Origin of the sequence: Turicibacter sanguinis, from assembly GCF_013046825.1 — a bacterium.
Classification (GTDB): domain Bacteria; phylum Bacillota_I; class Bacilli_A; order MOL361; family Turicibacteraceae; genus Turicibacter; species Turicibacter sanguinis.
In genome coordinates this window covers 656,778-682,500 of sequence record NZ_CP053187.1, presented here as the reverse complement: position 1 = coordinate 682,500, position 25,723 = coordinate 656,778, and the positions used below count along the sequence as shown (strand labels likewise).

Annotated in this window: 20 protein-coding genes, 20 tRNA genes and 2 rRNA genes (1 of these 42 running past the window's edge); 39 read left to right on the top strand and 3 right to left on the bottom strand. The window is 37.8% G+C overall.

Features of this window, described 5'->3' with window-relative positions:
• From HLK68_RS03390 to ahpC, 23 genes are all read left to right on the top strand, one after another.
• A 23S ribosomal RNA gene (locus tag HLK68_RS03390) occupies positions 1 to 2,483 on the top strand; it begins 410 nt to the left of the window's first position.
• A gap of 55 nt (positions 2,484 to 2,538) precedes the next feature.
• Positions 2,539 to 2,647 (top strand): 5S ribosomal RNA (rrf, locus tag HLK68_RS03385).
• Between the two features lie 12 nt (positions 2,648 to 2,659).
• Positions 2,660 to 2,736: transfer RNA gene (locus HLK68_RS03380), tRNA-Asn, on the top strand.
• A 10-nt stretch (positions 2,737 to 2,746) separates the two neighbouring features.
• Positions 2,747 to 2,823 (top strand) — tRNA-Glu (locus tag HLK68_RS03375).
• 27 nt (positions 2,824 to 2,850) lie between these two features.
• Positions 2,851 to 2,926 (top strand) — tRNA-Val (locus HLK68_RS03370).
• Between the two features lie 18 nt (positions 2,927 to 2,944).
• Positions 2,945 to 3,020: transfer RNA gene (locus tag HLK68_RS03365), tRNA-Thr, on the top strand.
• Between the two features lie 3 nt (positions 3,021 to 3,023).
• A tRNA-Tyr gene (locus HLK68_RS03360) sits at positions 3,024 to 3,108 on the top strand.
• Between the two features lie 9 nt (positions 3,109 to 3,117).
• Positions 3,118 to 3,192, top strand: a tRNA-Gln gene (locus HLK68_RS03355).
• A gap of 6 nt (positions 3,193 to 3,198) precedes the next feature.
• Positions 3,199 to 3,274 (top strand) — tRNA-Lys (locus HLK68_RS03350).
• A gap of 41 nt (positions 3,275 to 3,315) precedes the next feature.
• Positions 3,316 to 3,404 (top strand) — tRNA-Leu (locus HLK68_RS03345).
• An 8-nt stretch (positions 3,405 to 3,412) separates the two neighbouring features.
• Positions 3,413 to 3,489: transfer RNA gene (locus HLK68_RS03340), tRNA-Arg, on the top strand.
• Positions 3,490 to 3,495: 6 nt separating this feature from the next.
• Positions 3,496 to 3,572: transfer RNA gene (locus HLK68_RS03335), tRNA-Pro, on the top strand.
• Positions 3,573 to 3,587: 15 nt separating this feature from the next.
• Positions 3,588 to 3,663, top strand: a tRNA-Ala gene (locus tag HLK68_RS03330).
• Positions 3,664 to 3,688: 25 nt separating this feature from the next.
• Positions 3,689 to 3,765, top strand: a tRNA-Met gene (locus HLK68_RS03325).
• Positions 3,766 to 3,787: 22 nt separating this feature from the next.
• Positions 3,788 to 3,864, top strand: a tRNA-Ile gene (locus HLK68_RS03320).
• Positions 3,865 to 3,881: 17 nt separating this feature from the next.
• A tRNA-Ser gene (locus tag HLK68_RS03315) sits at positions 3,882 to 3,974 on the top strand.
• A gap of 17 nt (positions 3,975 to 3,991) precedes the next feature.
• Positions 3,992 to 4,067: transfer RNA gene (locus tag HLK68_RS03310), tRNA-Met, on the top strand.
• A 4-nt stretch (positions 4,068 to 4,071) separates the two neighbouring features.
• A tRNA-Asp gene (locus HLK68_RS03305) sits at positions 4,072 to 4,147 on the top strand.
• 8 nt (positions 4,148 to 4,155) lie between these two features.
• Positions 4,156 to 4,231 (top strand) — tRNA-Phe (locus tag HLK68_RS03300).
• A gap of 3 nt (positions 4,232 to 4,234) precedes the next feature.
• Positions 4,235 to 4,310, top strand: a tRNA-Val gene (locus HLK68_RS03295).
• A gap of 5 nt (positions 4,311 to 4,315) precedes the next feature.
• A tRNA-Lys gene (locus HLK68_RS03290) sits at positions 4,316 to 4,391 on the top strand.
• Positions 4,392 to 4,400: 9 nt separating this feature from the next.
• Positions 4,401 to 4,484, top strand: a tRNA-Leu gene (locus HLK68_RS03285).
• 883 nt (positions 4,485 to 5,367) lie between these two features.
• Entirely contained in the window at positions 5,368 to 5,931 is a 564-nt protein-coding gene (gene ahpC, locus HLK68_RS03280; protein WP_006783705.1) for an alkyl hydroperoxide reductase subunit C, read from the top strand.
• Between the two features lie 32 nt (positions 5,932 to 5,963).
• Here the strand turns inward: ahpC and HLK68_RS03275 are convergent, their stop codons facing one another.
• On the bottom strand, positions 5,964 to 7,685 hold the full coding sequence (locus tag HLK68_RS03275) for an ABC transporter ATP-binding protein (protein WP_132942601.1): 1,722 nt from the start codon (positions 7,683 to 7,685) through the stop codon (positions 5,964 to 5,966).
• 234 nt (positions 7,686 to 7,919) lie between these two features.
• Between HLK68_RS03275 and HLK68_RS03270 the strand changes: the two genes are divergently transcribed.
• From HLK68_RS03270 to HLK68_RS03245, 6 genes are all read left to right on the top strand, one after another.
• Entirely contained in the window at positions 7,920 to 8,285 is a 366-nt protein-coding gene (locus HLK68_RS03270; protein ID WP_132942600.1) for a NusG domain II-containing protein, read from the top strand.
• A gap of 19 nt (positions 8,286 to 8,304) precedes the next feature.
• Positions 8,305 to 9,138, top strand: coding sequence for an energy-coupling factor transporter ATPase (locus HLK68_RS03265; protein WP_006783708.1), 834 nt, complete (start codon positions 8,305 to 8,307; stop codon positions 9,136 to 9,138).
• The gene (locus HLK68_RS03260; RefSeq protein WP_132942599.1) at positions 9,114 to 9,974 is read left to right on the top strand and encodes an energy-coupling factor ABC transporter ATP-binding protein; all 861 of its coding nucleotides are present in this window, start codon (positions 9,114 to 9,116) and stop codon (positions 9,972 to 9,974) included. Before HLK68_RS03265 ends, HLK68_RS03260 begins: the two co-directional genes overlap by 25 nt.
• 3 nt (positions 9,975 to 9,977) lie before the next feature.
• A complete protein-coding gene (locus tag HLK68_RS03255) occupies positions 9,978 to 10,766 on the top strand; it encodes an energy-coupling factor transporter transmembrane component T family protein (protein WP_006783710.1) in 789 nt (262 codons plus the stop codon).
• Positions 10,767 to 10,778: 12 nt separating this feature from the next.
• Positions 10,779 to 11,555 (top strand): tRNA pseudouridine(38-40) synthase TruA, encoded by a 777-nt coding sequence (gene truA, locus HLK68_RS03250; RefSeq protein WP_129821692.1) that lies wholly within the window; start codon positions 10,779 to 10,781, stop codon positions 11,553 to 11,555.
• A 159-nt stretch (positions 11,556 to 11,714) separates the two neighbouring features.
• Positions 11,715 to 12,050, top strand: a complete 336-nt coding sequence (locus HLK68_RS03245) for a hypothetical protein (RefSeq protein ID WP_006783712.1) — start codon at positions 11,715 to 11,717, stop codon at positions 12,048 to 12,050.
• A 48-nt stretch (positions 12,051 to 12,098) separates the two neighbouring features.
• On the opposite strand, the gene HLK68_RS03240 is transcribed toward HLK68_RS03245, so the two are convergent.
• Positions 12,099 to 13,130, bottom strand: a complete 1,032-nt coding sequence (locus HLK68_RS03240) for a metal ABC transporter solute-binding protein, Zn/Mn family (protein WP_237701253.1) — start codon at positions 13,128 to 13,130, stop codon at positions 12,099 to 12,101.
• Positions 13,131 to 13,259: 129 nt separating this feature from the next.
• On the opposite strand from HLK68_RS03240, the gene tmk reads away from it, so the two are divergent.
• From tmk to HLK68_RS03195, 9 genes are all read left to right on the top strand, one after another.
• Positions 13,260 to 13,889: a dTMP kinase gene (tmk, locus tag HLK68_RS03235; protein ID WP_350022481.1), complete on the top strand. Its 630-nt coding sequence runs from the start codon at positions 13,260 to 13,262 to the stop codon at positions 13,887 to 13,889.
• A gap of 29 nt (positions 13,890 to 13,918) precedes the next feature.
• Complete coding sequence (holB, locus tag HLK68_RS03230; protein WP_006783715.1) at positions 13,919 to 14,911, top strand: DNA polymerase III subunit delta'; 993 nt, start codon at positions 13,919 to 13,921, stop codon at positions 14,909 to 14,911.
• Entirely contained in the window at positions 14,901 to 15,761 is an 861-nt protein-coding gene (locus HLK68_RS03225) for a PSP1 domain-containing protein (protein WP_006783716.1), read from the top strand. The genes holB and HLK68_RS03225 overlap by 11 nt, the downstream gene beginning before the upstream one ends.
• A 554-nt stretch (positions 15,762 to 16,315) precedes the next feature.
• On the top strand, positions 16,316 to 17,080 hold the full coding sequence (locus HLK68_RS03220; protein ID WP_055163958.1) for a tRNA1(Val) (adenine(37)-N6)-methyltransferase: 765 nt from the start codon (positions 16,316 to 16,318) through the stop codon (positions 17,078 to 17,080).
• A 164-nt stretch (positions 17,081 to 17,244) separates the two neighbouring features.
• Positions 17,245 to 18,765 (top strand): cardiolipin synthase, encoded by a 1,521-nt coding sequence (cls, locus tag HLK68_RS03215; protein WP_006783718.1) that lies wholly within the window; start codon positions 17,245 to 17,247, stop codon positions 18,763 to 18,765.
• Between the two features lie 65 nt (positions 18,766 to 18,830).
• Positions 18,831 to 19,388, top strand: a complete 558-nt coding sequence (locus HLK68_RS03210) for a zinc dependent phospholipase C family protein (protein WP_006783719.1) — start codon at positions 18,831 to 18,833, stop codon at positions 19,386 to 19,388.
• Between the two features lie 325 nt (positions 19,389 to 19,713).
• Complete coding sequence (gene rsmI, locus HLK68_RS03205) at positions 19,714 to 20,568, top strand: 16S rRNA (cytidine(1402)-2'-O)-methyltransferase (RefSeq protein WP_202795338.1); 855 nt, start codon at positions 19,714 to 19,716, stop codon at positions 20,566 to 20,568.
• A gap of 35 nt (positions 20,569 to 20,603) precedes the next feature.
• Complete coding sequence (gene alr, locus HLK68_RS03200; protein WP_055163952.1) at positions 20,604 to 21,746, top strand: alanine racemase; 1,143 nt, start codon at positions 20,604 to 20,606, stop codon at positions 21,744 to 21,746.
• Positions 21,747 to 22,058: 312 nt separating this feature from the next.
• Entirely contained in the window at positions 22,059 to 22,502 is a 444-nt protein-coding gene (locus HLK68_RS03195; protein ID WP_006783727.1) for an NUDIX domain-containing protein, read from the top strand.
• A 16-nt stretch (positions 22,503 to 22,518) separates the two neighbouring features.
• Here the strand turns inward: HLK68_RS03195 and HLK68_RS03190 are convergent, their stop codons facing one another.
• Positions 22,519 to 22,935 (bottom strand): hypothetical protein, encoded by a 417-nt coding sequence (locus HLK68_RS03190; protein WP_009607535.1) that lies wholly within the window; start codon positions 22,933 to 22,935, stop codon positions 22,519 to 22,521.
• A gap of 323 nt (positions 22,936 to 23,258) precedes the next feature.
• Between HLK68_RS03190 and metG the strand changes: the two genes are divergently transcribed.
• Positions 23,259 to 25,226 (top strand): methionine--tRNA ligase, encoded by a 1,968-nt coding sequence (gene metG, locus HLK68_RS03185; protein ID WP_009607536.1) that lies wholly within the window; start codon positions 23,259 to 23,261, stop codon positions 25,224 to 25,226.
• The last annotated feature ends 497 nt before the right edge of the window (positions 25,227 to 25,723 follow it).

Below are 25,723 nucleotides of genomic sequence, written 5' to 3'. Positions count from 1 at the left end.
CGGGACACGTGGAATCCCGTCGGAATCAACGAGGACCATCTCGTAAGGCTAAATACTACCTAGTGACCGATAGTGAACCAGTACCGTGAGGGAAAGGTGAAAAGAACCCCGGAAGGGGAGTGAAAGAGAACCTGAAACCGTGTGCCTACAAATAGTCAGAGCCCGTTAATGGGTGATGGCGTGCCTTTTGTAGAATGAACCGGCGAGTTACGATATCGTGCGAGGTTAAGCAGAAGATGCGGAGCCGTAGCGAAAGCGAGTCTGAATAGGGCGAAGAGTACGATGTTGTAGACCCGAAACCGTGTGAGCTAGCCATGAGCAGGCTGAAGGTCAGGTAACACTGACTGGAGGGCCGAACCAGGGCACGTTGAAAAGTGCTTGGATGACTTGTGGCTAGGGGTGAAATTCCAATCGAACACGGATATAGCTGGTTCTCTCCGAAATAGCTTTAGGGCTAGCCTCGATGGCAAGTCTACTGGAGGTAGAGCACTGAATGGGTGATGGCCCCACCTCGGGGTACTGATCTCAATCAAACTCCGAATGCCAGATAGATATCATCGGGAGTCAGACTGTGGGTGATAAGGTCCATGGTCAAAAGGGAAAGAGCCCAGACCGCCAGCTAAGGCCCCCAAGTGTCCGTTAAGTGGAAAAGGATGTGGAGATGCACAGACAACTAGGAGGTTGGCTTAGAAGCAGCCATCCTTTAAAGAGTGCGTAATAGCTCACTAGTCGAGTGACTCTGCGCCGAAAATGTACCGGGGCTAAACGGACCGCCGAAGCTGCGGATTGACACTTAGGTGTCAGTGGTAGGAGAGCGTTCTAACAGCGGAGAAGCAGTACCGGAAGGAGCTGTGGAGCGGTTAGAAGTGAGAATGCCGGTGTGAGTAGCGAAAGATAGGTGAGAATCCTATCCATCGAAAGCCTAAGGTTTCCAGGGGAAGGCTCGTCCGCCCTGGGTAAGTCGGGACCTAAGGTGAGGCCGAAAGGCGTAGCCGATGGACAACAGGTTGATATTCCTGTACCACTTATTAAACTGATGGAGTGACGGAGAAGGCTAAGTTGAGCGTGTTAATGGATTCACGTGTAAGCAGTGAGGTGGTCATGTAGGCAAATCCGCATGGCATAACATTGAGCTGTGATGCCGAAGCCGTATGGCGAAGTCAACTGATGTCACGCTTCCAAGAAAAGCTTCTAGGGTTAATTTAGTAAGTGCCCGTACCGATAACCGACACAGGTAGGCGAGGAGAGAATCCTAAGATGAGCGAGAGAACTCTTGTTAAGGAACTCGGCAAAATGACCCCGTAACTTCGGGAGAAGGGGTGCTTGTGAAAGCAAGCCGCAGTGAATAGGCCCAGGCGACTGTTTATCAAAAACACAGGTCTCTGCTAAACCGCAAGGTGATGTATAGGGGCTGACGCCTGCCCGGTGCTGGAAGGTTAAGAGGAGAGGTTAGCGCAAGCGAAGCTTTGAATTGAAGCCCCAGTAAACGGCGGCCGTAACTATAACGGTCCTAAGGTAGCGAAATTCCTTGTCGGGTAAGTTCCGACCCGCACGAAAGGCGTAACGATCTGGGCGCTGTCTCAACAAGAGACTCGGTGAAATCATAGTACCTGTGAAGATGCAGGTTACCCGCGACAGGACGGAAAGACCCCGTGGAGCTTTACTGTAGCTTGATATTGAGCACTGGTGACACATGTACAGGATAGGTAGGAGACGAAGAAGCCAGGACGCCAGTCTTGGTGGAGTCGCTGTTGGGATACTACCCTTGTGTTACTGGGGTTCTAACCCGTGGCCATGATCTGGTCAGGGAACAGTGTCAGGTGGGCAGTTTGACTGGGGCGGTCGCCTCCCAAAGAGTAACGGAGGCGCCCAAAGGTTCCCTCAGAATGGTTGGAAATCATTCGAAGAGTGTAAAGGCAGAAGGGAGCTTGACTGCGAGACCTACAAGTCGAGCAGGGACGAAAGTCGGGCTTAGTGATCCGGCGGTACCGAATGGAAGGGCCGTCGCTCAACGGATAAAAGCTACCCCGGGGATAACAGGCTGATCTCCCCCAAGAGTTCACATCGACGGGGAGGTTTGGCACCTCGATGTCGGCTCATCGCATCCTGGGGCTGTAGTCGGTCCCAAGGGTTGGGCTGTTCGCCCATTAAAGCGGTACGCGAGCTGGGTTCAGAACGTCGTGAGACAGTTCGGTCCCTATCCGTCGTGGGCGTAGGAAATTTGAGAGGAGCTGTCCTTAGTACGAGAGGACCGGGATGGACACACCGCTGGTGTACCAGTTGTTCTGCCAGGAGCATAGCTGGGTAGCTACGTGTGGACGGGATAAACGCTGAAAGCATCTAAGCGTGAAGCCCCCCTCAAGATGAGATTTCCCATTCGAAAGAAGTAAGATCCCTTGAAGACGACAAGGTAGATAGGTCAGAAGTGGAAGTGTGGTGACACATGGAGCGGACTGATACTAATCGATCGAGGACTTAACCAAAGAAACTGAAGAAGATATCTAGTTTTGGAAGATTAACGAAAGAATCTCCAAAAGGTCTAGTGACGATGGCAAGGAGGGCACACCTGTTCCCATACCGAACACAGAAGTTAAGCTCCTTAGCGCCGAGGGTAGTACGCAAGTGCGAGAGTAGGACGTTGCTGGGCCACCATAAACCAGCCTCAATAGCTCAGTTGGTTAGAGCACTTGACTGTTAATCAAGGGGTCCTAGGTTCGAGTCCTAGTTGGGGCGCCATTATAATAATGGCCCGTTGGTGAAGCGGTTTAACACACATGCCTTTCACGCATGCATACACGGGTTCGAATCCCGTACGGGTCACCATTTAAAATTAGATAGAAATATCTGCATGGAGGATTAGCTCAGCTGGGAGAGCATCTGCCTTACAAGCAGAGGGTCGGCGGTTCGAGCCCGTCATCCTCCACCATAATTAAATAAAAAAGATGCCGAAATAGCTCAATTGGTAGAGCAACTGACTTGTAATCAGTAGGTTGCGGGTTCAAGTCCTGCTTTCGGCACCATCTGGTGGGGTAGCGAAGTGGCTAAACGCGGCGGACTGTAAATCCGCTCTCTCCGAGTTCGGCGGTTCGAATCCGTCCCCCACCACCACTTTGAAAATGGGCTATAGCCAAGCGGTAAGGCAACGGACTTTGACTCCGTCATGCGCTGGTTCGAATCCAGCTAGCCCAGCCATTAAAAGTCCTGCTAGCTCAGTTGGTAGAGCATCTGACTTTTAATCAGAGGGTCAGAGGTTCGAGTCCTCTGCAGGACACCATTTTTTTGAAAAAAAGAATAAACATTTATGGATAAATAAATGCCTGGGTGGCGGAACTGGTAGACGCACAGGACTTAAAATCCTGCGGGTGGTGACACCCGTGCCGGTTCGATTCCGGCCCTAGGCACCAACTTAATAGCGCCCATAGCTCAATTGGATAGAGCGTTTGACTACGGATCAAAAGGTTAGGGGTTCGACTCCTCTTGGGCGCGCCATAAAAACGGGAAGTGGCTCAGCTTGGTAGAGCACCTGGTTTGGGACCAGGGGGTCGCAGGTTCGAATCCTGTCTTCCCGACCATTAATTAAATACCCAGGGGACTTAGCTCAGCTGGGAGAGCGCCTGCCTTGCACGCAGGAGGTCAGGGGTTCGATCCCCCTAGTCTCCACCAATTTTAAAAATAGAATAATCATGATGGCGGAGTAGCTCAACTGGCTAGAGCGTACGGTTCATACCCGTGAGGTTGGGGGTTCGAGTCCCTCCTCCGCTACCAGATAGAATTAATAGTAAGACCCGGACCCTTAGCTCAGTTGGTTAGAGCTATCGGCTCATAACCGATCGGTCGTAGGTTCGAGTCCTACAGGGTCCACCAATTAGTTTTAGTTATACGGAGGAATACCCAAGTCCGGCTGAAGGGATCGGTCTTGAAAACCGACAGTACGTGAGAGCGTAGCGGGGGTTCGAATCCCTCTTCCTCCGCCATATTAATTAAATAACATCGCGGGGTGGAGCAGTTGGTAGCTCGTCGGGCTCATAACCCGAAGGTCGCAGGTTCAAGTCCTGTCCCCGCAACCAAAAAGGTCCAGTGGTGTAGCGGTTAACATGCCTGCCTGTCACGCAGGAGATCGCGGGTTCGATTCCCGTCTGGACCGCCATTTGAATAGGCTTGGTAGCTCAGTCGGTAGAGCAAAGGACTGAAAATCCTTGTGTCGGCGGTTCGATTCCGTCCCAAGCCACCATTTGGAGGATTAGCTCAGCTGGGAGAGCATCTGCCTTACAAGCAGAGGGTCGGCGGTTCGAGCCCGTCATCCTCCACCATAAAAGTCCTGCTAGCTCAGTTGGTAGAGCATCTGACTTTTAATCAGAGGGTCAGAGGTTCGAGTCCTCTGCAGGACACCATTTATAGATGCGGGTGTGGCGGAATTGGCAGACGCGCTAGATTTAGGCTCTAGTACCTTTGGTGTGCAGGTTCAACTCCTGTCACCCGCACCATATTAATGATTAAAATGATAATTGGTTATCATTTTTTTTGTTTAGAAAATTAAATACTATAGCATATAAAAAAAGACTAGTTTTATTAAGAACTAGTCTTTTTTTATTCTTTTTTAAATAGTGCTGTCGGTTAAAGTATAATCTATTTACAGTGAATGACTTTAAGTGAAATCCTGAGACTCATAAAAGCTATAAATGGATTAACTGTTGAGTGTAGGATAGACTTTATGATGGTGCATAATTTTGACTCTGGTATTTTTTTTGAGTTTTCAAAGTAATACCATATTATATTTTATAAAAAATGTAATAGTTCTTTTCAACAAGAGAGACTTTTAAGACGAATATGGATTGATAAGATATACTTTCTTTAAATATAAAGCTAGTGAGCCTATTTAATTTAAACTCTTTTAAATAATCTTTATTTTTAATATTTAAAAATTTTCTATTACAATATGAATAAAATATCAAAATTTATTCTTTCAATATGGTTTTAATCAATAACATTGTAATAGGATAGGAGAGTTAATCTAACTATGTTAATATATGGAAAACACATTGTGGTGGAGAGAATGAGCAATGGATTCTAGATAAATATTTTATGTTTATTATTTCTAGTAGTTTGAATAATAAGGTTATTAGGAAAAGACATCGTTATGATGTCTTTTTTATATCAACTAAATTTCTTATTACTGAAAATCAGGAATAAATAAAATTATCCTGAAACTTAATACAGATACGATAACCCCTAATATCTTGGACTGATATATAAATATGATTTTAAAAAATTATTATTATTTTAATCATTATATTTGACTTTTTAAATTGCTTAATATATAATAACAATATCAGTAATTATTACTATAATGAATTTGGAGGGATTACAATGTCATTAATCAATACTCAAGTAGTAGATTTTAAAGTTCAAGCTTATCACAATGGTGAATTCAAAGAAGTAACTAACGAAACAATTAAAGGACAATGGTCTGTATTCTTCTTCTATCCAGCAGATTTCACTTTCGTTTGTCCAACTGAATTAGGAGATTTAGCAGATAACTATTCTAAATTCCAAGAAATGGGATGTGAAGTATATTCTGTATCTACAGATACTCACTTCGTTCATAAAGCATGGGCTGATGCTTCTGAAACAATTGCAAAAATCAAATATCCAATGTTAGCAGATCCAACTGGAACTTTAGCTCGTGGATTTGGTGTTATGATTGAAGAAGAAGGTTTAGCTTTACGTGGAACATTCATCGTTAACCCAGAAGGTCAAATTAAAGCTTATGAAATTCATGATTTAGGAATTGGACGTAATGCTGAAGAATTAGTACGTAAAGTACAAGCAGCTCAATTCGTTGCTGAGCACGGAGATCAAGTATGTCCAGCTAAATGGCAACCAGGAGCTGAAACTTTAACTCCAAGCTTAGACTTAGTAGGAAAACTTTAATAGATAAAAAAGAGAGCATTCGCTCTCTTTTTTTATAAATTTTTGAATTGGGTATTATAGAGTTCAGCATAATATCCTTGTTTATTTAATAGCTCTTCATGTGTTCCTCTTTCTGAGATTCCATTTTTTGAAAGGACTAAGATTTCATCTGCTTCTTTTATAGTGCTTAAACGATGGGCTATTATAATGCTTGTTCGACCTTTTGTTAAATCTTCCAATGCCTCTTGAATTAACATCTCTGTGATATTGTCTAATGCTGATGTCGCTTCATCTAAAATGAGTATTGCAGGATTTTTAAGAAATACTCGTGCAATTGCGATCCTTTGTTTTTGCCCGCCAGAAAGCTTTACTCCACGTTCTCCAACAATAGTATCATATCCATTTTCTAGTGACATGATAAAGTCATGAATACGAGCTTTTTTGGCAGCTATAATTATTTCTTCCTCTGTTGCCTGTGGATTTCCATATAAAATATTATCACGGATATTGCCATAGAAAATATATACTTCTTGCTGAACGTGTCCAATATTTTTTCTTAAAGAGCTTAATTCATAATCTTTTATATTAATATCATCTATTAATATTTCTCCAGATGTTACATCATAAAATCTTGGAATTAGTAGAGAGATAGTTGATTTCCCAACACCTGATTCTCCAACTAAAGCTATTTTTTTACCAGATTCAATATTAATATTAAAATCTGTTAACACATGTTCTTCATTTGCTTCATATTTAAAGTTTACATGGTTAAAAATAATATTTCCCTTCGGATTATTTAAATAAATAGCATTTTCTTTTGACTTAATTTTGGGTTTTAATTGAATAATTTCGTAGAATCTTTCAAATCCTGCCCATCCTGTTTGGAATTGTTGCATAAAATTAATTAAGCGTTGAATTGGTTTAATTAAGAAATTTATGTATAGGAGAAACGCAGTAAAATCTCCAAATGTTAATGTATTATTATAAACGAGGATTCCTCCCATAATTAATAATATGAGATTCAAAATATCTATTAAAAAGGTATTTCCGCTTGAGAAGATTGACATTTGGAATAGTGCATTTTTCCATGAGTTAGCATAGTTTAAATTATTTTCAGTAAATTTATTGTACTCGTAATCTTCATTTGCAAATGATTTTGTTAAACGGATTCCCCCAATACTACTTTCAATTTGTGCATTGATTTCTCCTTGTGTTTTTCGTGTAGCTCTAAATCCTTGCATCATTGCATTCCGTCTCCACATTGAGAAGATGATAATTAAAATGATGATAGGAAATATCGATAAGGTAAATACAGCATTAATATTAAATAATATAATAAAACTTCCTATAATCATGATCAGAGATATAAAGATATCTTCTGGTCCATGATGTGCTAACTCTGTAATATCTCTTAAATCTCCTACTAATCGGGACATAATAACACCGGTTTTATTTTCATCATAATAACTGAAATTCAAGGATTGAAATTTTTTGAATAAATCTTGTCTCATATCAAATTCCATTTTACATCCCATAATATGCCCCCAATAGTTGACGATGTGTGAACATATTAAACGAATAATAAATAATATTAATAAAGTAAGACTTACTATAACCATAGATTGAATTTTTCCATTTGGAATATAATCATCCATAAATATCCCTGTAAAATAAGGATAAACTAAGTCGATACCTGCCATAAGTAGCGCGGCTATCATATCTAGAATAAATAATCCTAAATGATTCCTATAGTAAGAAATAAATTTTTTAAACATTTTTTCACTCCCTTATATGTGATTGTTCTAGTTTATCAAAAAAAAACAACATTTACAAATTATTCCTTTTAGTTATACATTTGTTATATATCAATATATTTATAACTGGTTATTTTGAAAGAGTAATACACATATTTTCCTCTTCTTTAGAATGACAAGTAAATAATAAAATTGTTATAATGTTATGTGAATAAGTATTTTTTTACAGATATTAATGACTTGGAGGGTAAGTGGATGAAAAGGTTAGATGTATATATTATAATTGCTGTTTTAATTATTAGTGGTGGACTATTCGCTATGTTTAGTTTACAGCCCCAGGTAGATCAAGAAGTGGTTATTTCTTTAAAAGGATCAGAATATGCACGAGTTCCTATTGATGGTAAGGAACATATTTATGAAATTGAAACAGAGCTAGGTTATAATAAGATAATTGTTAATGCTAAAGGTGTTCATATTGAAGAAGCTGATTGTCCAGATCATGAATGTATTTTATTTGGAACTTTAAGTAAAACAGGACAAAGTATTATTTGTGCACCACATTATCTAGTTATTGAAATAGTAGGAAATGTAGATAGTGGAATTGACGGAGTAGCAATCTAGGATAAGGTGGCGAGATATTTTGGAAAATGCAATGATTAAATTAAGTAATGTAACATTTGGTTATGAAGAGAATCAAACTGTATTAAAAAATTATAATTTATTAATTAATAAAGGTGAATTTGTAACAATTCTTGGTCATAATGGTTCTGGAAAGTCGACTTTATCGAAATTACTCGTTGGGTTAGTTAAAGCTAATGAGGGTGAAATCTATGTGGATAATCAATTGTTAGATGAAGAATCAGTTTATGATATTCGTCAAAAAATAGGGATTGTTTTTCAAAATCCAGACAATCAATTCGTAGGAAGTACTGTACGTGATGATATTGCATTTGGATTAGAGAATAAATGTGTTGAATATGATGAAATGCATCGCCTTGTGAATGAATATGCTGAAAAAGTTGGAATGAAAAACTTTTTAGACCGTGAACCGCATCGCTTAAGTGGAGGAGAAAAACAACGTGTTGCAATTGCGGGTGTTTTAGCTCTTGGAGCTAATGTTATTATTTTAGACGAAGCAACTGCAATGCTTGATCCACAAGGTCGTCAAAATATGATGAGTTTAGTTCGTGAATTGGCTGAAGATCATAATAAGACGATCATTATGATTACGCATCATTTAGATGAAGCTGTGTTTAGTGACCGTATTGTTGTGATGAATGATGGAGAAATTATTTTAGAGGGAAGACCAAAAGAAGTGTTTGCAAAGAAAGAGTTATTAGAATCTGTACAATTAGATGTTCCTTTTGCTGTTAAAGCTTCTTATGATTTGAAAGATAAAGGTATTATTGAGGATATTTGTACGAGCGATGAGGAGTTGATGAATAAGTTATGGGCATTAAGTTTGAAAAAGTAAGTCATGTTTATAATTTAAATACGCCAATGGAACAGCGAGCAATTTATGATATTAATATTGATATTCAAGATAATAAGTTTGTCTCAATCATTGGACATACTGGTTCTGGAAAATCAACGCTTATCCAACATATGAATGGTTTGTTAAAACCATCAAGTGGTGTGATTACTGTCGGAAAACAAACGATTAAATCGGATGAGAAAAACAAAAATTTAAAAGCGATTCGTCAGCATGTTGGCTTAGTATTTCAGTTTCCTGAGTATCAGTTATTTGAAGAAACTGTTGAAAAAGATATTATGTTCGGTCCAATGAACTATGGAGTTTCTGAAGAGGAAGCTCGTCAAAGGGCGAAAGAGGTTGCTAAGATTGTTGGGTTGGACGATAGTATTTTGGAGCAGTCTCCTTTTCATTTGAGTGGAGGACAGATGCGCCGTGTTGCGATAGCTGGAATTTTAGCGATGAATCCTGATATTTTGGTCCTTGATGAGCCCACTGCTGGACTTGACCCTCAAGGACAACATGAGATGATGCAGATTTTTAATGATTTGCATCAGAAGTATGGTAAGACTATTGTGTTAGTTACTCATGATATGAATCTGGTATGTGAGTATGCAGAGCATGTTATTGTGATGCATCGTGGTGAGATGAAGTTACAAGGGTCACCAAAAGAGGTGTTTAAAGAGGTTGAGTTACTTGGAGAGTGCGGGATTACTTTACCGTTAGTGGCGCAGAATTATTATAATTTTGCTTCAAAGCTCGGATTATCTGTTGAGGATTTACCTCTAACAACAGAGGAGTTTGTTTTAAAAATTGAAGATTTAGTAGAGAGGGGCTAGTTTGTGAACGGAATTATTATCGGACAGTATTTACCGGGTCAGTCATTTTGGCACCGACTGGATCCTCGTTCAAAGATTATTGCAACATCTTTATTTGTGATTTCAAGTTTTTTAATTGAGCAATGGTTTTTTATTGGACTTTTAGTTGTGGTTGAGTTAATTGCGATGAAGTTGACGAAGATCCCTTTGGATTATTTTTTTAGAAGTCTGAAGCCAATTTGGTTCTTTGTGATTTTGACGTTTTTCTTACAGGTTCTATTTAATAAGCAAGGAAATTTACTTTTTAGTCTGGGGCCTATCGGCATTTATGATGAAGGGCTTAATCTTGGTTTCTTTATGAGTATCCGACTTATTATTGTTGTGCTTATTTCTACTTTGTTGACACTTACGACTAAACCATCTGATTTGACGTTGGCGCTTGAGTCTTTATTCAAGCCATTTAAGAAGGTGGGGTTGCCGGTATCGGAGTTGGCGTTGATGATTTCGATTGCGCTTCGATTTATTCCAACATTATTCGAGGAGACGCAGAAGATTTTAAAGGCGCAGGCTTCTCGTGGTGTAGATATTAAGGAAGGTAAGTTCAAGGATAAGGTCATGCAGTTGATTTCTTTATTGGTGCCATTGTTTATTTTGTCGTTTAAACGCGCGGATGAGTTGGCGAATGCGATGGAGGTTCGTGGTTATGTTCCAGGACGTCCTAAGACGAGTATTAATCGTTTGTGCTGGCATGTGGCAGATACGGGATTAATTGTTGTTTGTTTAGTTATTTTTGTTGGTGCAATTGTGTTCTAAAGGTGGGTCATTATGAAAAGAATTAAATGTACGGTTGCTTATGATGGTACTTTGTTTAATGGGTATCAACGTCAACCGGGTCAAAGAACGGTACAGGGTGAAATTGAGGCAGCTTTAGAGAAGATTAGTAAGCAACCGGTTACGATTCATAGTTCGGGACGCACGGATACGGGTGTGCATGCATACGGTCAAGTTTTCCATTTTGATAGTGTGGTGAATATGGATGGTAGTCGATATGTTCGGGCATTGAATTCGATCTTACCTGAAGATATTTATATTATTGATAGTCAGGAGGTTCATCCTGAGTTTCATTCTCGTTATCATGGAAAGGTTAAGGAGTATCGTTATCGATTGTCTTTAAATGAGTATAATCCAATGAAGCGTAATTATGTTTATTATCACCGCTTTTCACTTGATGTGGAAAAGATGAGAGAGGCAATGACGTATTTGCTTGGGACTCATAATTTTACGTCATTCTGTGGTAATTTAGATGATATTGATAAGGTGAGAACGATTTACCAGGCAGATCTCATTGATGAGGATGGCGAGTTAACGTTTATTTTCGTTGGGAATGGATTTTTACGTTATATGATTCGTATTATGGTCGGTACGTTGATTCAAATCGGAGAAGGTAAGAAAAAACCCGAAGATATTAAGACAATTATCGAGGCCAAAAATCGAAAATTGGCAGGTTATACTGCTAAGCCGCAAGGGTTGTATCTGCAACGAGTTGATTATCCAGAAGAGATGTTGAAACCTTTGACGGATTATGTAGATAATGAAAAATAATTGTAAAAATAAGGTGTTCATAACCTAGGTGAGGAAAAAAATGAAAGGTTAATTATAATGAGAATGTTTGTTTATCAAACAGTTTATGTTATAATTTAAATAGATAGGGTGATATAAGGGAAGCAACGAGTTATTTGTTGAATTATACAGGAGGCAAATATGGCACTAAAATTCATAAATAAATTATTTAGTCGACAGGAGCAGTCGACGCAAAGCATGATTCAACCTAATGACGCTTTAAATCTTGATGACCTTTCAAAATATACACAGGTTATTGCAACTAAAGAAACATTAGGATATAAAGGATTAAGACGTGCGTTTGATGAGAAGTTACCAGTTGAATTAACGGTAACGGATGAAAATGGTGATAGCTTTGTTGTATCAGGAACGATTTCTCATTATGATGAGCATTATGAGCAATTATTAGTTATCACGGATTCAACTTTAAAGCGTGTTGTATTTAATCAAATTACTGATGTTAAAATCAATGGATAATTTTTAGATATTAGAAAAGAAGTAGGATGTTGGGTCCTACTTCTTTTTTTATTCGTAGAGTTCGAGTTCTAGATTTTTGATGTTTTGGTACATGAGAGAGAAGTAGTCGTCTCCGTTGTTTATTTGGTCGTAGGTGAGTGTTGCAAGATTGTAGAGCGTAGCAGTTTTTAGGTGGAGTTCGCTTTGGAGTTGTTTGGCTTTATAGTTTGTTATGTTTTCTTCAAAGTATAGGTAGGAGAGGTTTAGGTCTGATACGAGTCGTTGTACAGTTTCTAATTCTTGTTGTGGGAGTGGGCTTTCATACATATCGGTGATTGGAATTTGAATGAGTCCATATCCAGCCCATGTTGAGTAGGCAGCATGTGTAACGAGGAAGTAATGATTCGGAGCAGTGCTCAGGGATAGAAAGGCGTTGTTGAGGTCGAGAAGTTTTTCTTTTAGTTCTTCGAAGTTCTTGTCAAAGGTTGGTTTGTACTCTGGAAGTAGTTTGATAAGTTCGTCACGGATGATTTCACACATCATGATGGCGTAGCTAGGATGTAGCCATAGATGATTATAAGGACTTTCGTACATGATGGTGATGTCATTGGTTTGGCTACGACTGTCTGGAAGGTGATAGTCTGAAATAATGGTGTTTAGATTGTCATCTTTTCGAGCGGGTGATTCTGTTGTTGAGAGAGTGCCACTGATGAGGGTTTGGGCTTCCCCAATTTCAGGAGCTGTTTGTTGTTTTATGAGGCTGATGATTTCAATGTAATTTAAGTTCTTTTCTTGGAATTGTAATGAAATGTCCCCGATATATGGTTCAAGTGTGTCATCGATATAGAGGAATAGTTGTGAGGATAGGATTTGGTTGGTAACGTTGTCGTTTAGCTGGTAGTTGTGGATATCACTTTCAGGGGTTAAGATTGAGTTGACGTTTACGTATTGTCCGCCTATTTTTTCGGTGAAGTAGGTAAGTGGGTAGACGGTTGTTAGGATGTTGAGTTGTTTTTGGGTGTGGTTTTCTGTACTTGGTTTTTGATTGCCACAGGAAACAAGTAGGAAACAGGTGAGAAATAGTAGTATGTTTTTTTTCATCATGATAACTCCTTTGGTGTCTGATGTTTTTATTTTTTACGTTAAACGGGGAATAATTCCATCTATCAAAAAGTTTTTATTTATGAGATAATGGGATTTGAAATTTATTTAGCTAAAGGAGTTATGATGATGAGCGGATTCTTTATTACATTAGAAGGCGGAGAAGGGGCCGGAAAGACAACTATTGCAAATGAATTAATCCAAAAGTTATCAGAGCTTGGGATTGAGACTCTGTATACACGTGAACCTGGTGGGATTAAAATTGCGGAACAAATTCGTGAGGTTATTTTAGATCGTGAGAATACAGAGATGGATAGTCGTACTGAGGCTTTACTTTACGCTGCTGCGCGTCGTCAACATTTAGTTGAAAAGGTTAAACCGGCTATGGATGCAGGGAAGATTGTGTTATGTGATCGCTTTGTAGATAGTTCGATTGTATATCAAGGTTATGCTCGTGGAATTGGGATGGATGAAGTACGCGAGATTAATCAGTTTGCGATTGAAGGGTTTATGCCCGATATGACGATTTTTTTTGATATTAAGCCAGAGGATGGACTAGCGCGTATTGCTGCTAATAGTGGTCGTGAGGTTAATCGTTTGGATTTAGAAGGGCTTGAGTTTCATCAGTTAGTGTATGAAGGGTATAAAATTCAAGCTAATTTGTTTAGTGAACGTATTGTAACGGTTGATGCAACGCAATCAATCGAAGCGGTGACAAATGAAATTTGTCAGTTAATTTTAGAGAAGTTAGGTAAATAATAAAGGATTGATGAAAGGTGGTGATGGATGTGAAAGGTTGGGAGACAATTAAGGATCGCCAGCAAGAGGTGGTGCGCTTTTTAATCAATAGTTATCAAAAAAATAGACTGGTGCATGCGTACATTTTAGAGGGACCTAAAGGTGTTGGAAAGTTGTTTGTTGCGAAGAATTTTGCTAAAATGTTATTATGCGAGTCGGATGATAGGATTTGTGGTACGTGCCGTCATTGTCAGATGATTGAGTCTGATGGGCATGTGAATGTTTATATGATTCGACCGGATGGAAATAGTATTAAGAAAGAGCAGATTCAAGAGCTTCAGTCGGAGTTTTCAAAGATGGCAGCGGAGGATTGTGCAAAGGTTTATATTATTGAGGATGCTGATAAGATGTCTGTGAGTGCGGCAAATAGTTTGCTTAAGTTTTTAGAGGAGCCGAAGGCGAATACTTATGCGATTATGTTGACGCAGAACAAGCAGAAGTTGCTTCCGACGATTCGTTCACGGTCTGTCATTCTTTCATTTAAGTCTTTATCGAATGAATCTTTAATACAGCAATATGTTGAAGCGGGAGTGTCGCAACATGCTCCGATTATTTCGGCTTTGACTCAAAATATAGATGAAGGTATCGAGTTAGCAGAGTCAGCGCATTTTAATTCGTTGATTGAGCTTGTTTTGAAAATTGAGGATTGTTTCGTAAAGACGAATTTTGATCCCTCAATTGTGCTAGCTAGGCATCAAGATTTAGTTAAAGAGAAGGATGCTCAGTTTTTATTTTTGAAGCTTTATATGATTTATTATGAGGATGTCTTGAAATTAAAGGTGGGTAAGACAAAGGATTTGCGTTATCGTATGTATACGGCGCCACTTTCGAGTAGTGAAGAAGCTAATTCGCTTGCAATTTGTTTGAAGAAGCTACGAGCCTTGATGGATGCAGAAAAGCATTTGATGGCTAACGCAAATGTGTTGCTTTGTTTTGATCAACTATTTTTAGAAATGAAGGGAGGATTTATTGATGCAATATGAAGTAGTAGGGGTACAGTTTAAGCAAGTTGGAAAAAAATATTTCTTTGATCCAAACGGTTTTGAGTTAAAGAAAGGTGATTATGTTTTAGTTGAGACGATTCGTGGAATGGAGTTTGGTACGGTTGTGATCGGTCCTAAGTTTGTGAATGAAGAGGATGTTTTTTTACCGTTAAAACCTGTTATGCGAATTGCAACGGACGAGGATATTGAAAAGCATCGTAAAAATAAGGCTGATGAAGTTGAGGCTTTAGCTAGTTGTGAGCAGTTAATTATTAAGAATAAATTAGATATGCAACTTTTAGGTTGTGAGTATACGTTTGATCGTACGAAGTTAATTTTCTATTTTACAGCTGAGGGACGAGTTGACTTTAGACAGTTAGTTAAGGATTTAGCTTATACGTTCCGTTTACGCATTGAGTTACGCCAAATTGGGGTTCGTGATGCTGCCAAGATGATTGGTGGTCTTGGACCTTGTGGGCGTGTGTTATGTTGTACCTCATTCCTTGGGGAGTTTGCAACGGTAACGATCAAGATGGCAAAGAATCAGCAGTTATCATTAAATCCATCTAAGATTTCAGGGATTTGTGGTAAATTATTATGCTGTTTAAAATATGAAAATGAAACATATGTTGAATTAATGCAACGATTACCTGACGTTGGAAATCGTGTGTTAACCGAATTCGGAGAAGGACGCGTTCGTTCAATCAACATGATTTCAGAAACATTACTCGTTGATTACAAAGATACAACACGTAAACACGAAGCATCTGAAATCATCAAAATTCTAGATCGAAAAGTCAAAAAAGAAGAAATCCCATTCGACCCAGAACTAAAAGAACTGATGGACTAGGATGTTGAGTCAAGCGGTTAATGATCCTCAAAAATGCAAGTACCAGCGACTTAGTTTCTCAAAGAGAAATGGTCGGTGTGTCCGATTTTTGAAGGTCATTGCTTGACGAAACTCGACTGGACTAAAGAAAAAGCTGAACCGGACGGTTAATCTCGCGTAAAAGTGAACCATCACCCGAATCATCGCTTTTTGATGATGAAGAGTGAGGGGAACTTTATAGTGAGATTGTTCGGTAAAGCTAGATTGGACTAAAAAGCTGAACCGGACGGTTAATCTCGCGTAACTCTAAAGGATAACTTTTTACTAAGCTTCGTTATATTCGGCTAGTAAGCGTAAAAGTTCCCTAGAGATTGGTGAAGATCATCTAATTCTCAATTGGTAGATTGTTTCCTGATGAGGTAAATAGAGATTTTTAGTTTGGCGTTAATTTTTATAAATTGTGGATAATGTTTGAATATTGTTTTTTTATAATCTTATGGTGTAATTTTTAGGACTCGCTTGGTGTTCATGTTAGGTGGCATTTAGCGAGTTTAAGTTTGTAGGTGGTGAATTTCATGCAGAAATTTTTAAAGGAGAACGAGGTTTTAAATGATTTATTAGGTTATGATGGATTGAAGATTATTCAAAATCCAGAGATGTTTAATTTTTCACTTGATTCAACGTTGCTTGGTGATTATCCGACGATTAATAAGGGTGTAAAGTCGATTGTGGATTTATGTACGGGTAATGCGCCGGTTCCGTTATTTTTATCGCTTCGTTCTAAGGCACATATTACAGGTGTTGAGATTCAGGATATGTCTTATGATTTGGCGACGCGTAATGTGGCGGTGAATGGTCTTGAGAATCGTATTACGATTGTGAAGGGTGATTTAAAAGGAATTCATGAGCAGCTTGGAAAGTATGCTCATGATGTGGTCACTTGTAATCCTCCTTATTTTAAGGTAAATCCAGATAGTAATTTGAATAAGAATGATTATTTAACCATTGCACGTCATGAGGTTTTAGCGACACTTGATGATGTGGTGAAGGAAGCTTCATTATTATTAAAGCATGGTGGACGTTTTGCAATGGTTCATCGCCCAGATCGTTTAGTCGATATTATTGAAACGTTTAGAAAGTATAAGATTGAGCCTAAGCGTATGCGATTAGTTTATCCACGTATTAATCGTGAGGCAAATGTGTTATTAATTGAAGGAATCAAGGGTGGTAATCCTGGAAATCTACGTATTGATCAACCGTTGTTTGTTTATGAGAATGAAACAAGTTTAAATTATAGCCAAGAAATTTTAGATTTATTTATGTTAGGAAAAAAGGAATAGAGTCCTTAGGTTAGACGGCTTACTCTGTTGAGTAAGATCGTTGCTTTCCTTTGGTTGGAAATTCATTTTAAACCATTAAAAGCTATCCACAGGATAGCTTTTTTGTATTTTTACATAAAAAATGGATAAACTATGGTTATCATGGGTAATGTAGGTGATTGAAGTTGAAGAAGTCGCTTGTTATGATTGGATTAATTGTCTTAACAATGATTGTTTATTTGGCTGGATTTTATTATTCGATACAGTTTGATAGTGTAGTAGCAGCAACTTGGGGACTAGTTTATATGATTCTATCGGTGGCTTCAGTCTTAACGTGGCTCGTTATTTTTATTTATTCGGATTCTAAAAATAAGTTGCCATGGTTATTTATTATCGCCTTGTTTCCGGTTATCGGGATTATTTTGTATTTAATGCTTGGACATAATTTTCGTGAGACATTTCGGTATCGTCGTAGATTGAAGGAATTAGGCCCAGACTATGTTGTCCCATCGAGTGATTATGAGACGTCGGATATTAAGACGGAAATGAGTAAATTGTCACAGATGCTCGTTCGTTTAAATACAATGACATGTCGAAGTGATGTTTCATTTAGAACGAAGACGCGAATTTTAACAAATGGAGATCAAAAATTCCCTGTTTTAATTGATGCAATTAAAAATGCGCAGGAATTTATTTTTATTGAGTATTACATTTTTAATAGTGATGATATTGGGATGGAAGTTATTAATGCGTTAAAAGAACGAGCACAGGCAGGGGTTGACGTTAAATTATTATTTGATCCTCTTGGAACCTCTCGAAAGATGAAGCACTCTGTTTTAAGGGAGATGAGAGAAGCGGGAATTGTTGTGGCTGAATTTGACCCAGTTTTAGTTCCATTTTTAACGAATAAGGTTAACCATAGAAATCATCGAAAAATTGTTGTAGTGGATGGTCGACTTGCGATTACAGGTGGAATTAATGTTGGAGATGAGTATATTCATCGTTCTAAGAAATTTGGATTTTGGCGGGATACATCTATTTTGGTAGAGGGAGAGGCGGTTCGTGATTTTGCTGTTTTATTTTCGGGTGATTGGTTTTTTGCAACGGGTGAACGTCTAACGAATGATCTTTATTATAAAAAGGTGACAGAGGTTGAAGATGGAGGAGTTCAAGTTATTGACTCAGGACCTCAGTCAACACTTGCTGCGATTAAACAAGCTTTTTTTAGGATGATTATGGGAGCTGAAAAAAGTGTTTATATTATTACCCCGTATTTGATTCCTGATTTTGATGTCATAACGGCACTAAAAAATGCAGCTTTGGCAGGAATTGATGTTCGCATTATTGTCCCAGGTCGTGCAGATCGAAAGTTTGTATACTATGCGACGCAATCGTATTTTGAACCATTGCTTGAAGTTGGAGTTCGAATCTTTACTTATGATGGTGTTTTTTGTCATTCTAAGGTCATTGTAGTAGATGAGGAAGTAGCCTCTGTTGGAACAACGAATATGGATATCAGAAGTTTTTATTTGAATTTTGAAGTAAACGTAATGCTTTATCATACGGAATCGATTCAGAGTATACTGAATGATTTTAATATTGATTTGTCTAGAAGCACAGAGGTTATTTATTCACAGTGGATAAAACGATCTGCTTTTAAGCGCGCTCTGGAATCATTAGCTCAATTATTTTCGTCTATTATGTAGCAAAATTCGACATAACTCTTTATAATTAAGAGAATAATATTAGTAAAAAGAGTGGAGATGGTCGTATGATTGCGAATACTCATCGACTAGTTGGAGAATTTTTATATCAGGAACTTCCAAAAGAGTTACAAAAATGTGTATGTCGACGAAAATTTGTATTTGGTAATGTTAAACCTGATTTAAAGAAAAAGTATCGTCAGTTTAGTCATTATTATCGGGATAATGTGACGGTTATTTTTAAGTGGCTTGATATTATGATTGAAAAAGATTATGAGATAGAAGAGTTTTCAGAAAAGTTAGGTATTTTAATTCACTTTTTCTGTGACTATACGTGTATTTATCATGCGAATGATTATTTGCACGCATCACATTCAATTAGACAGCATATTCAATATGAAGGAAAGTTACATTTGTATGCATCACGCCAGTTAAAAGATTTCAGTAAAATGGCCATTATTCCATTTCAAAATCAGCAGGAGATTTATGATTATGTAGCGAATCTGACATTTGAGTTAAATCAAGAGCCTGCGGTGATTAGTGTAGAAAAAGATTTTGAGAATATGATGACGTTATCGATGTCGGTGTTGTTATATATTTTAAATCATAAATATCGAGGTAATTAGTGTTAAACGCGTTAATATCTAAGGGAAAAATCTGCTATAATAGATAAGTCTCTAAGTGTTTAGTGAGATGAATTTTTTATAGAGATAATCTAATTAATGTGTTTAGCACTTTTTCCTTAGATAATTAAAAAGAGATATTGGTTATAGAGAGATATCAATGAATTGAAAGAATTTTTTTACGGGATGATAGGAGCTTCTATCCCCAATAGTTCAGGAGCCTATTCTTAAAAATAATAACTGAATTAAAAAAGCAAAAAATTCTCTATTTCCACATAGAATAAATTTAGTAGAGCACATGGCGTGTGATATAGATGGAGTGAAGATTATGCAGATTCAAAAAAGTTTTAAACAAGACCTTGCTTCTTTATATTTGGTGGCAACACCAATCGGTAATTTAGGGGATATGACGCCTCGTGGAATTGAGGTTTTGAAATCAGTGGATATGATTGCAGCTGAGGATACGCGTCATACAAAGAAATTGTGCCATGTTTATGAGATTGAGACACCGTTAACGAGTTATCATGAACATAATAAGGGAACAAAAGGTGACTATATCATAGAGCTATTAAGTGAGGGTAAAAATGTTGCGCTTGTAAGTGATGCAGGATTACCTTGCATTTCAGATCCGGGTTATGAGATTGTGGCAGAGGCGATTAAAGCTGGGTTTGCGGTGATTCCAGTTCCAGGTGCAAATGCGGCGTTAAGTGCATTGATTGCATCAGGATTAGTTCCACAGCCATTTTTATTTTATGGATTTTTAAATCGTGTGAAGTCGAAGAAGAAAAAAGAGTTAGAAGAGTTAAAGTATCAACCCTTTACAACGATTTATTATGAGTCACCTCATCGTATTAAGGAGACGTTACAAGCGATGCAAGAGGTTTTAGGAAATCGTCGTATTGTGATTGCACGTGAGTTAACAAAGCAGTATGAAGAGTTTGTTCGCGGAACGGTTGAAGAATGTTTGAATATTGTCGATGATTTACGCGGTGAGATGGTTGTGATTGTTGAAGGATCAACTGAAACGAAGGAAGAAACGTTATGGTGGCAGGAACTTGAAGTTGTTGATCATGTTGAACATTATGTTTCTGAAGGGTTCAGTACAAATGAGAGTATTAAGCGTGTAGCGAAGGAACGTGGTTTGGCGAAAAACGAAGTTTATCGTGCGTATCATGTTAATTAATGAGTAGGTTGAAAACAAGCTAAGAGGTGAGATGTATGTCATTTTATCGTGACACATGGGCAGAGGTTGATTTAGATGCAATTGTTTATAACGTACAACAAATTAAAAAGTTGCATCCAAATAAAAAGATTTTTGCGGTTGTTAAAGCAAATGGCTATGGTCATGGCGATGTTGAGGTTTCTAGGGTTGCACTTTTAGCGGGGGTTACGAATTTAGCGGTTAGTGGACTTGATGAAGCATTAGGTCTTCGAAAAGCTGGGATTGAAGCGCCTATTTTAGTTTTAGGAATGACTCGCTTAAAAGATGTTAGTATTGCAGCGCAGTATAATATTGCCCTAACAGCTCACGATGAGTGTTGGATTTCAAAGTTAGTTGAGTTACCATTAGAAACGCCTGTAAAAGTCCATTTGAAAATCGATAGTGGAATGCATCGATTAGGATTAACAACAAAAGAAAAAGTAAAAGAAACATTTGAATTATTAAAAGCAGCACCAAATGTTGAGATTGAGGGAGTCTTTACTCATATGGCGACAGCGGATTGTGATGCGGATTATTTAGAATATCAGATTAAAACCTTTGAATCTTTAATCGAAGATTTAGATTTAAGTTCTATTAAATATGTTCATATTGAAAATACAGCGACGTTATTACAACGAGAATTTGAATTTGATCACGCCATTCGTTTAGGACTTGGTCTTTATGGTATTAATCCAGATGCGACGTTTATTCCACTTGAATTTGATTTAAAACCAGCCCTAAGGCTATATTCTAAAATTACTCAGGTTAAACGTATCAACAAGGGAGACAAAGTTGGATATGGGGCAACTTATACAGCGGAGAATGACGAGTGGATTGGAGTTGTTCCAATCGGCTATGCCGATGGCTGGATTCGTGCTCATCAAGGCCGAAATGTTATTGTTGAAGGGAAGGAATGTGAAATCATCGGACGTGTTTGCATGGATCAGCTCATGATTCGCCTTCCACACGAAGTTGAGATGGGAACAATGGTAACCTTAATCGGAGATGGAATGCCAGTTGAACGTGTAGCAGATGAAATTGGAACCATTAGTTATGAAATTTTATGTATGTTAAGCGACCGTGTTCCCCGTGTTTACAAACAAAACGGAAAAATTACAACCATCCGAAAAATGAGATTTGATCATGGGGACCCATCCTAAAAAGCGTAATCGGAGATTAGCTTTTTAGGTTTCCTCCACTAATGGGGTAATACGAGGTTTCAGTCTGATGTAGGGATAACATATGCAGAAAGTCATGAACTCTTGTAGTGTTTTTAGAAATAAGTAGTGATTTATATGTAGTGGGACAAAACCATTTTGCCAGCATCGGCAAAATGGTTTTAATTTAGATAATAGCAAATGCATACTGAGGTATGCTTTTTTTATTTTTTTCACTATATTTAGGTCACTTTTTATTTTGGCGAAATATAATGATGTAAGGGCTATTTTTTTGTATGAGGGGGCGGTTTTTTGGTGGTAAATTGTTCTGTTCGTGCTGTGATAGTGAAGGAAGGAAAGTTGCTTTGTTTAAAGGTTTTGGATGAGCAAGTTTGTTATTATATGTTACCGGGTGGAAAGATAGGTCATGTGGAAGACATGTTTGATTCTATAAAAAGGCATTGTTTTGAAAAGGTGAATGCTAATGTTAAGGTTCATGATTTGTTGTTTGTACGCGACTATTTATCTAATTATGAGGCATGCGAACATACGATTGAACATATTTTTGTTTGCTATCCAGAGGATGAGACTGAAATTCAAAATGGAAGTTACCCAGATTGTAACCAGGTTGATGTAGAATGGATTCCGATTCGAAAGTTTGATCAGTATCAGTTTTGTCCAAGACGTTTACAGGAAGTGATTATTGCTTTTTGTAAAGGTGAGGATGTGGATATTTATTTAGATGAAGTTGGATATTAAAAATCCCTCACAGATTTTATTGTGAGGGATTTTTTTTTGCTATTAGGGATAGCCGTTTATAAACTTGTTCAATGTTTTGAATGGTGCTATTAATTTTGTAAGATAGTTCATCTTTGTGGATAATAGCAGTCAGTGTACGTCCATCAAAGTCATACTCTGAGATATCGTATTCATTTTGACGAAGGTCGTAAAGTAATTTGGTGAAAGGTAGATGCCTGATATCTCGTTTATCAAGGTAATAAATATAAGGTTGATTGACTACAATCCGTTCGGTTCGTTTTAGTTGTCTTAATTGATGAATCGTATTAAGACGTCGTTGTGCGATATAGCGGTTCGGATAAAAAAGGATGGCCGCCATATCGCTTGTGATTGGCAGATGTTTTCTGCAGTGTTCGATTAAAGTAATATCCCGTTTTGTTAGCTGTCCTTTCATAAGATCCCCCCTTGGTAAAATGATGATATCATATGACGATGTCGAAGGATGGGTGAATGTACAGTTCGTGTGTATAGTTTAATGTATATTTGAATTTAGACTTAAAAATGTGGATAAATTCCAAGTAAGTCGTGGGTTTTCGAGCTTAATTGTTATAGTTTGTAAAACGGTGGATTTTTTGAATACCTAATTTTTTAGAATTTTCACGTGTATTTTTGAGGATTCTTTTTTTAGTGTCTAAATTTGACTTAGTTATGCTATAATAAAAACATTGAAATTACATAAATGAGTGTAGTTAAATTTGATAAAGAGGTGGATTTTGAGTGTCTAAACCAACATTTTATATTACGACTCCAATTTATTATCCAAGTGGAAAGTTCCACATCGGAACAGCTTATACAACGGTAGCATCTGATGCAATGGCTCGTTATAAACGTAGCCGTGGATTTGATGTTCGTTTCTTAACGGGTATGGATGAGCATGGACAAAAAATTCAAGAAAAAGCTCAAGAAGCTGGAAAAGAGCCACAGGCTTATGTAGATGAAATTGCTGATGCAGCCAAAAAGTTATGGGAAATGATGGACATCACAAATGATGATTTCATTCGTACGACTGAAAAACGTCATGAAGAGATGGTTGAGAAAATTTTCGCTAAATTCATGGAAAATGGTGATATTTACAAAGGTCACTATGAAGGTTTATATTGTACACCTTGTGAGTCTTATTATACTGAGACTCAATTAGTGGATGGAAAATGTCCAGACTGTGGTCGTGACGTGAAAGTCGTGAAAGAAGAATCTTATTTCTTCAACATGAAAAAATATGCGGATCGTTTAATGGAATATTACAATGCTAATCCTGAATTTATTTTACCTGAATCTCGTAAAAATGAGATGGTTAATAACTTTATTAAACCAGGTTTAGAGGACTTATCAGTTTCTCGTACGACGTTTGATTGGGGAGTTAAAGTTCCTGGAGATATTAAGCACGTTATTTATGTATGGGTAGATGCTTTATCTAACTACATCACGGCATTAGGTTACGGATCAGATAATGAAGAATTATTCAATAAATACTGGCCAGCAGATGTACATGTTGTTGGGAAAGATATCGTTCGTTTCCACACGATTTATTGGCCAATCTTCTTAATGGCTTTAGATTTACCATTGCCTAAAAAAATCTTTGCTCATGGATTTATCATGATGAAAGACGGGAAAATGTCTAAATCTAAAGGAAACGTGGTATATCCTGAAATGTTAATTGAACGTTATGGACTTGACGCTGTGCGTTACTTCTTATTACGTGAATTACCATTCGGACAAGATGGAGTATTCTCACCAGAATCATTCGTTGAGCGCGTAAACTTTGATTTAGCAAATGATTTAGGAAACTTATTAAACCGTACGGTTTCTATGATTAATAAATACTTCGATGGAGTTATTCCAGCATATGCAGGTCAAGTAACTGAATTTGATCAAACATTAGAAGACTTCATCAAAACAACAGTTGAAAAAGTTGAGAAAAATTTTGAAGATATGCAATTTAGTATCGTTTTATCTGATATCTGGGCGTTAGTTGCTCGTACGAATAAATACATCGACGAAACAGCTCCTTGGGTATTAGCAAAAGATGAAGCAAATAAAGCTGCATTAGAATCGGTAATGTGTCACTTAGCAGAAAGCTTACGTCAGATTGCTATCATGATTGAACCATTTATGCCACGCACAACGCCACAAATTTTCGCTCAATTAGGAATTGAAGGGGCAGCGTCTAAAGAATGGAGCAGTTTAAATAATTACAATACATTAGCAGAAGGAACTAAGGTTGTTTCTAAAGGAACACCAATCTTCCCACGCTTGGAGGTTGAAGTAGAAGTGGAATACATCAAAGAACAAATGAAAGGTTCAGTTAAACCAGCTGAAGAACCTAAAAAAGTTGAAGAAAAAGCAGTAGAAGTAGAAGAAATTCCTCAAATCGGAATTGACGACTTCATGAAAGTAGAAATCAAAGTCGGAGAAATCAAAGAGTGTAAACAACACCCTAAAGCAGACCGCTTATTAGTATCTCAAATCGACTTAGGATCAGAAGTACGCCAAATCGTATCAGGAATCGCTGAACACTACCAACCAGAACAACTAGTAGGTAAAAAAGTATTAGTTGTTACAAACTTAAAACCAGTTAAATTACGTGGTGAATTATCACAAGGTATGGTATTAGCAGCATCTAACGATGGAAAATTAACATTACCAACAATCATTGACGAATTACCAAATGGAAGTAAAGTAAAATAAAAAAGTTGCCGAAAGGCAACTTTTTTTATTTTACTTTACAAAGTGGGGCCCCCGGCAGTGAACGAAGTGAACAATCCTCAACTGCTGGGGTGATTTGTGGTTGTAGGCTGAAGAGATATTAAATAAAGTATGGTTAGCGAACTATTTTTTAATAACAATTAATGGGCAATAAAAAGTTATAGAATGAATTTAGATTAAATAAAGGCAAAGTGAGATCGTAGCTATCCTCCACTGGTAGGGAGGGTCCCCAGACTAAGTAGAGAGTCCAAAAGACGAACTCTTAGTTATCCTCAACCACCGGGGTGATAATGAGTTGATATCTGATAAAACATTAAATAAACTTTAGAATGGGAACAATCCTCAACTGCTGGGGAGGGTCCCCAGACTAAGTAGAGAGTCCAAAGGACGAACTCTTAGTTATCCGCAACTGCTGGGGTGATAAGAGGTAATGGACTGAGTATTTATTATGTAAAGTTGCCGAAAGGCAACTTTTTTAG

Coding starts and splice junctions, on each gene's coding strand:
- HLK68_RS03245 (WP_006783712.1), top strand. CDS start 11,715: ATGGCACTAAAATTCATAAATAAATTATTTAGTCGACAGGAGCAGTCG.
- HLK68_RS03190 (WP_009607535.1), bottom strand. CDS start 22,935: ATGAAAGGACAGCTAACAAAACGGGATATTACTTTAATCGAACACTGC.
- HLK68_RS03220 (WP_055163958.1), top strand. CDS start 16,316: ATGCAGAAATTTTTAAAGGAGAACGAGGTTTTAAATGATTTATTAGGT.
- alr (WP_055163952.1), top strand. CDS start 20,604: ATGTCATTTTATCGTGACACATGGGCAGAGGTTGATTTAGATGCAATT.
- tmk (WP_350022481.1), top strand. CDS start 13,260: ATGAGCGGATTCTTTATTACATTAGAAGGCGGAGAAGGGGCCGGAAAG.
- HLK68_RS03270 (WP_132942600.1), top strand. CDS start 7,920: ATGAAAAGGTTAGATGTATATATTATAATTGCTGTTTTAATTATTAGT.
- HLK68_RS03240 (WP_237701253.1), bottom strand. CDS start 13,130: ATGAAAAAAAACATACTACTATTTCTCACCTGTTTCCTACTTGTTTCC.
- rsmI (WP_202795338.1), top strand. CDS start 19,714: ATGCAGATTCAAAAAAGTTTTAAACAAGACCTTGCTTCTTTATATTTG.
- truA (WP_129821692.1), top strand. CDS start 10,779: ATGAAAAGAATTAAATGTACGGTTGCTTATGATGGTACTTTGTTTAAT.
- HLK68_RS03225 (WP_006783716.1), top strand. CDS start 14,901: ATGCAATATGAAGTAGTAGGGGTACAGTTTAAGCAAGTTGGAAAAAAA.
- HLK68_RS03275 (WP_132942601.1), bottom strand. CDS start 7,685: ATGTTTAAAAAATTTATTTCTTACTATAGGAATCATTTAGGATTATTT.
- HLK68_RS03260 (WP_132942599.1), top strand. CDS start 9,114: ATGGGCATTAAGTTTGAAAAAGTAAGTCATGTTTATAATTTAAATACG.
- ahpC (WP_006783705.1), top strand. CDS start 5,368: ATGTCATTAATCAATACTCAAGTAGTAGATTTTAAAGTTCAAGCTTAT.
- HLK68_RS03210 (WP_006783719.1), top strand. CDS start 18,831: ATGATTGCGAATACTCATCGACTAGTTGGAGAATTTTTATATCAGGAA.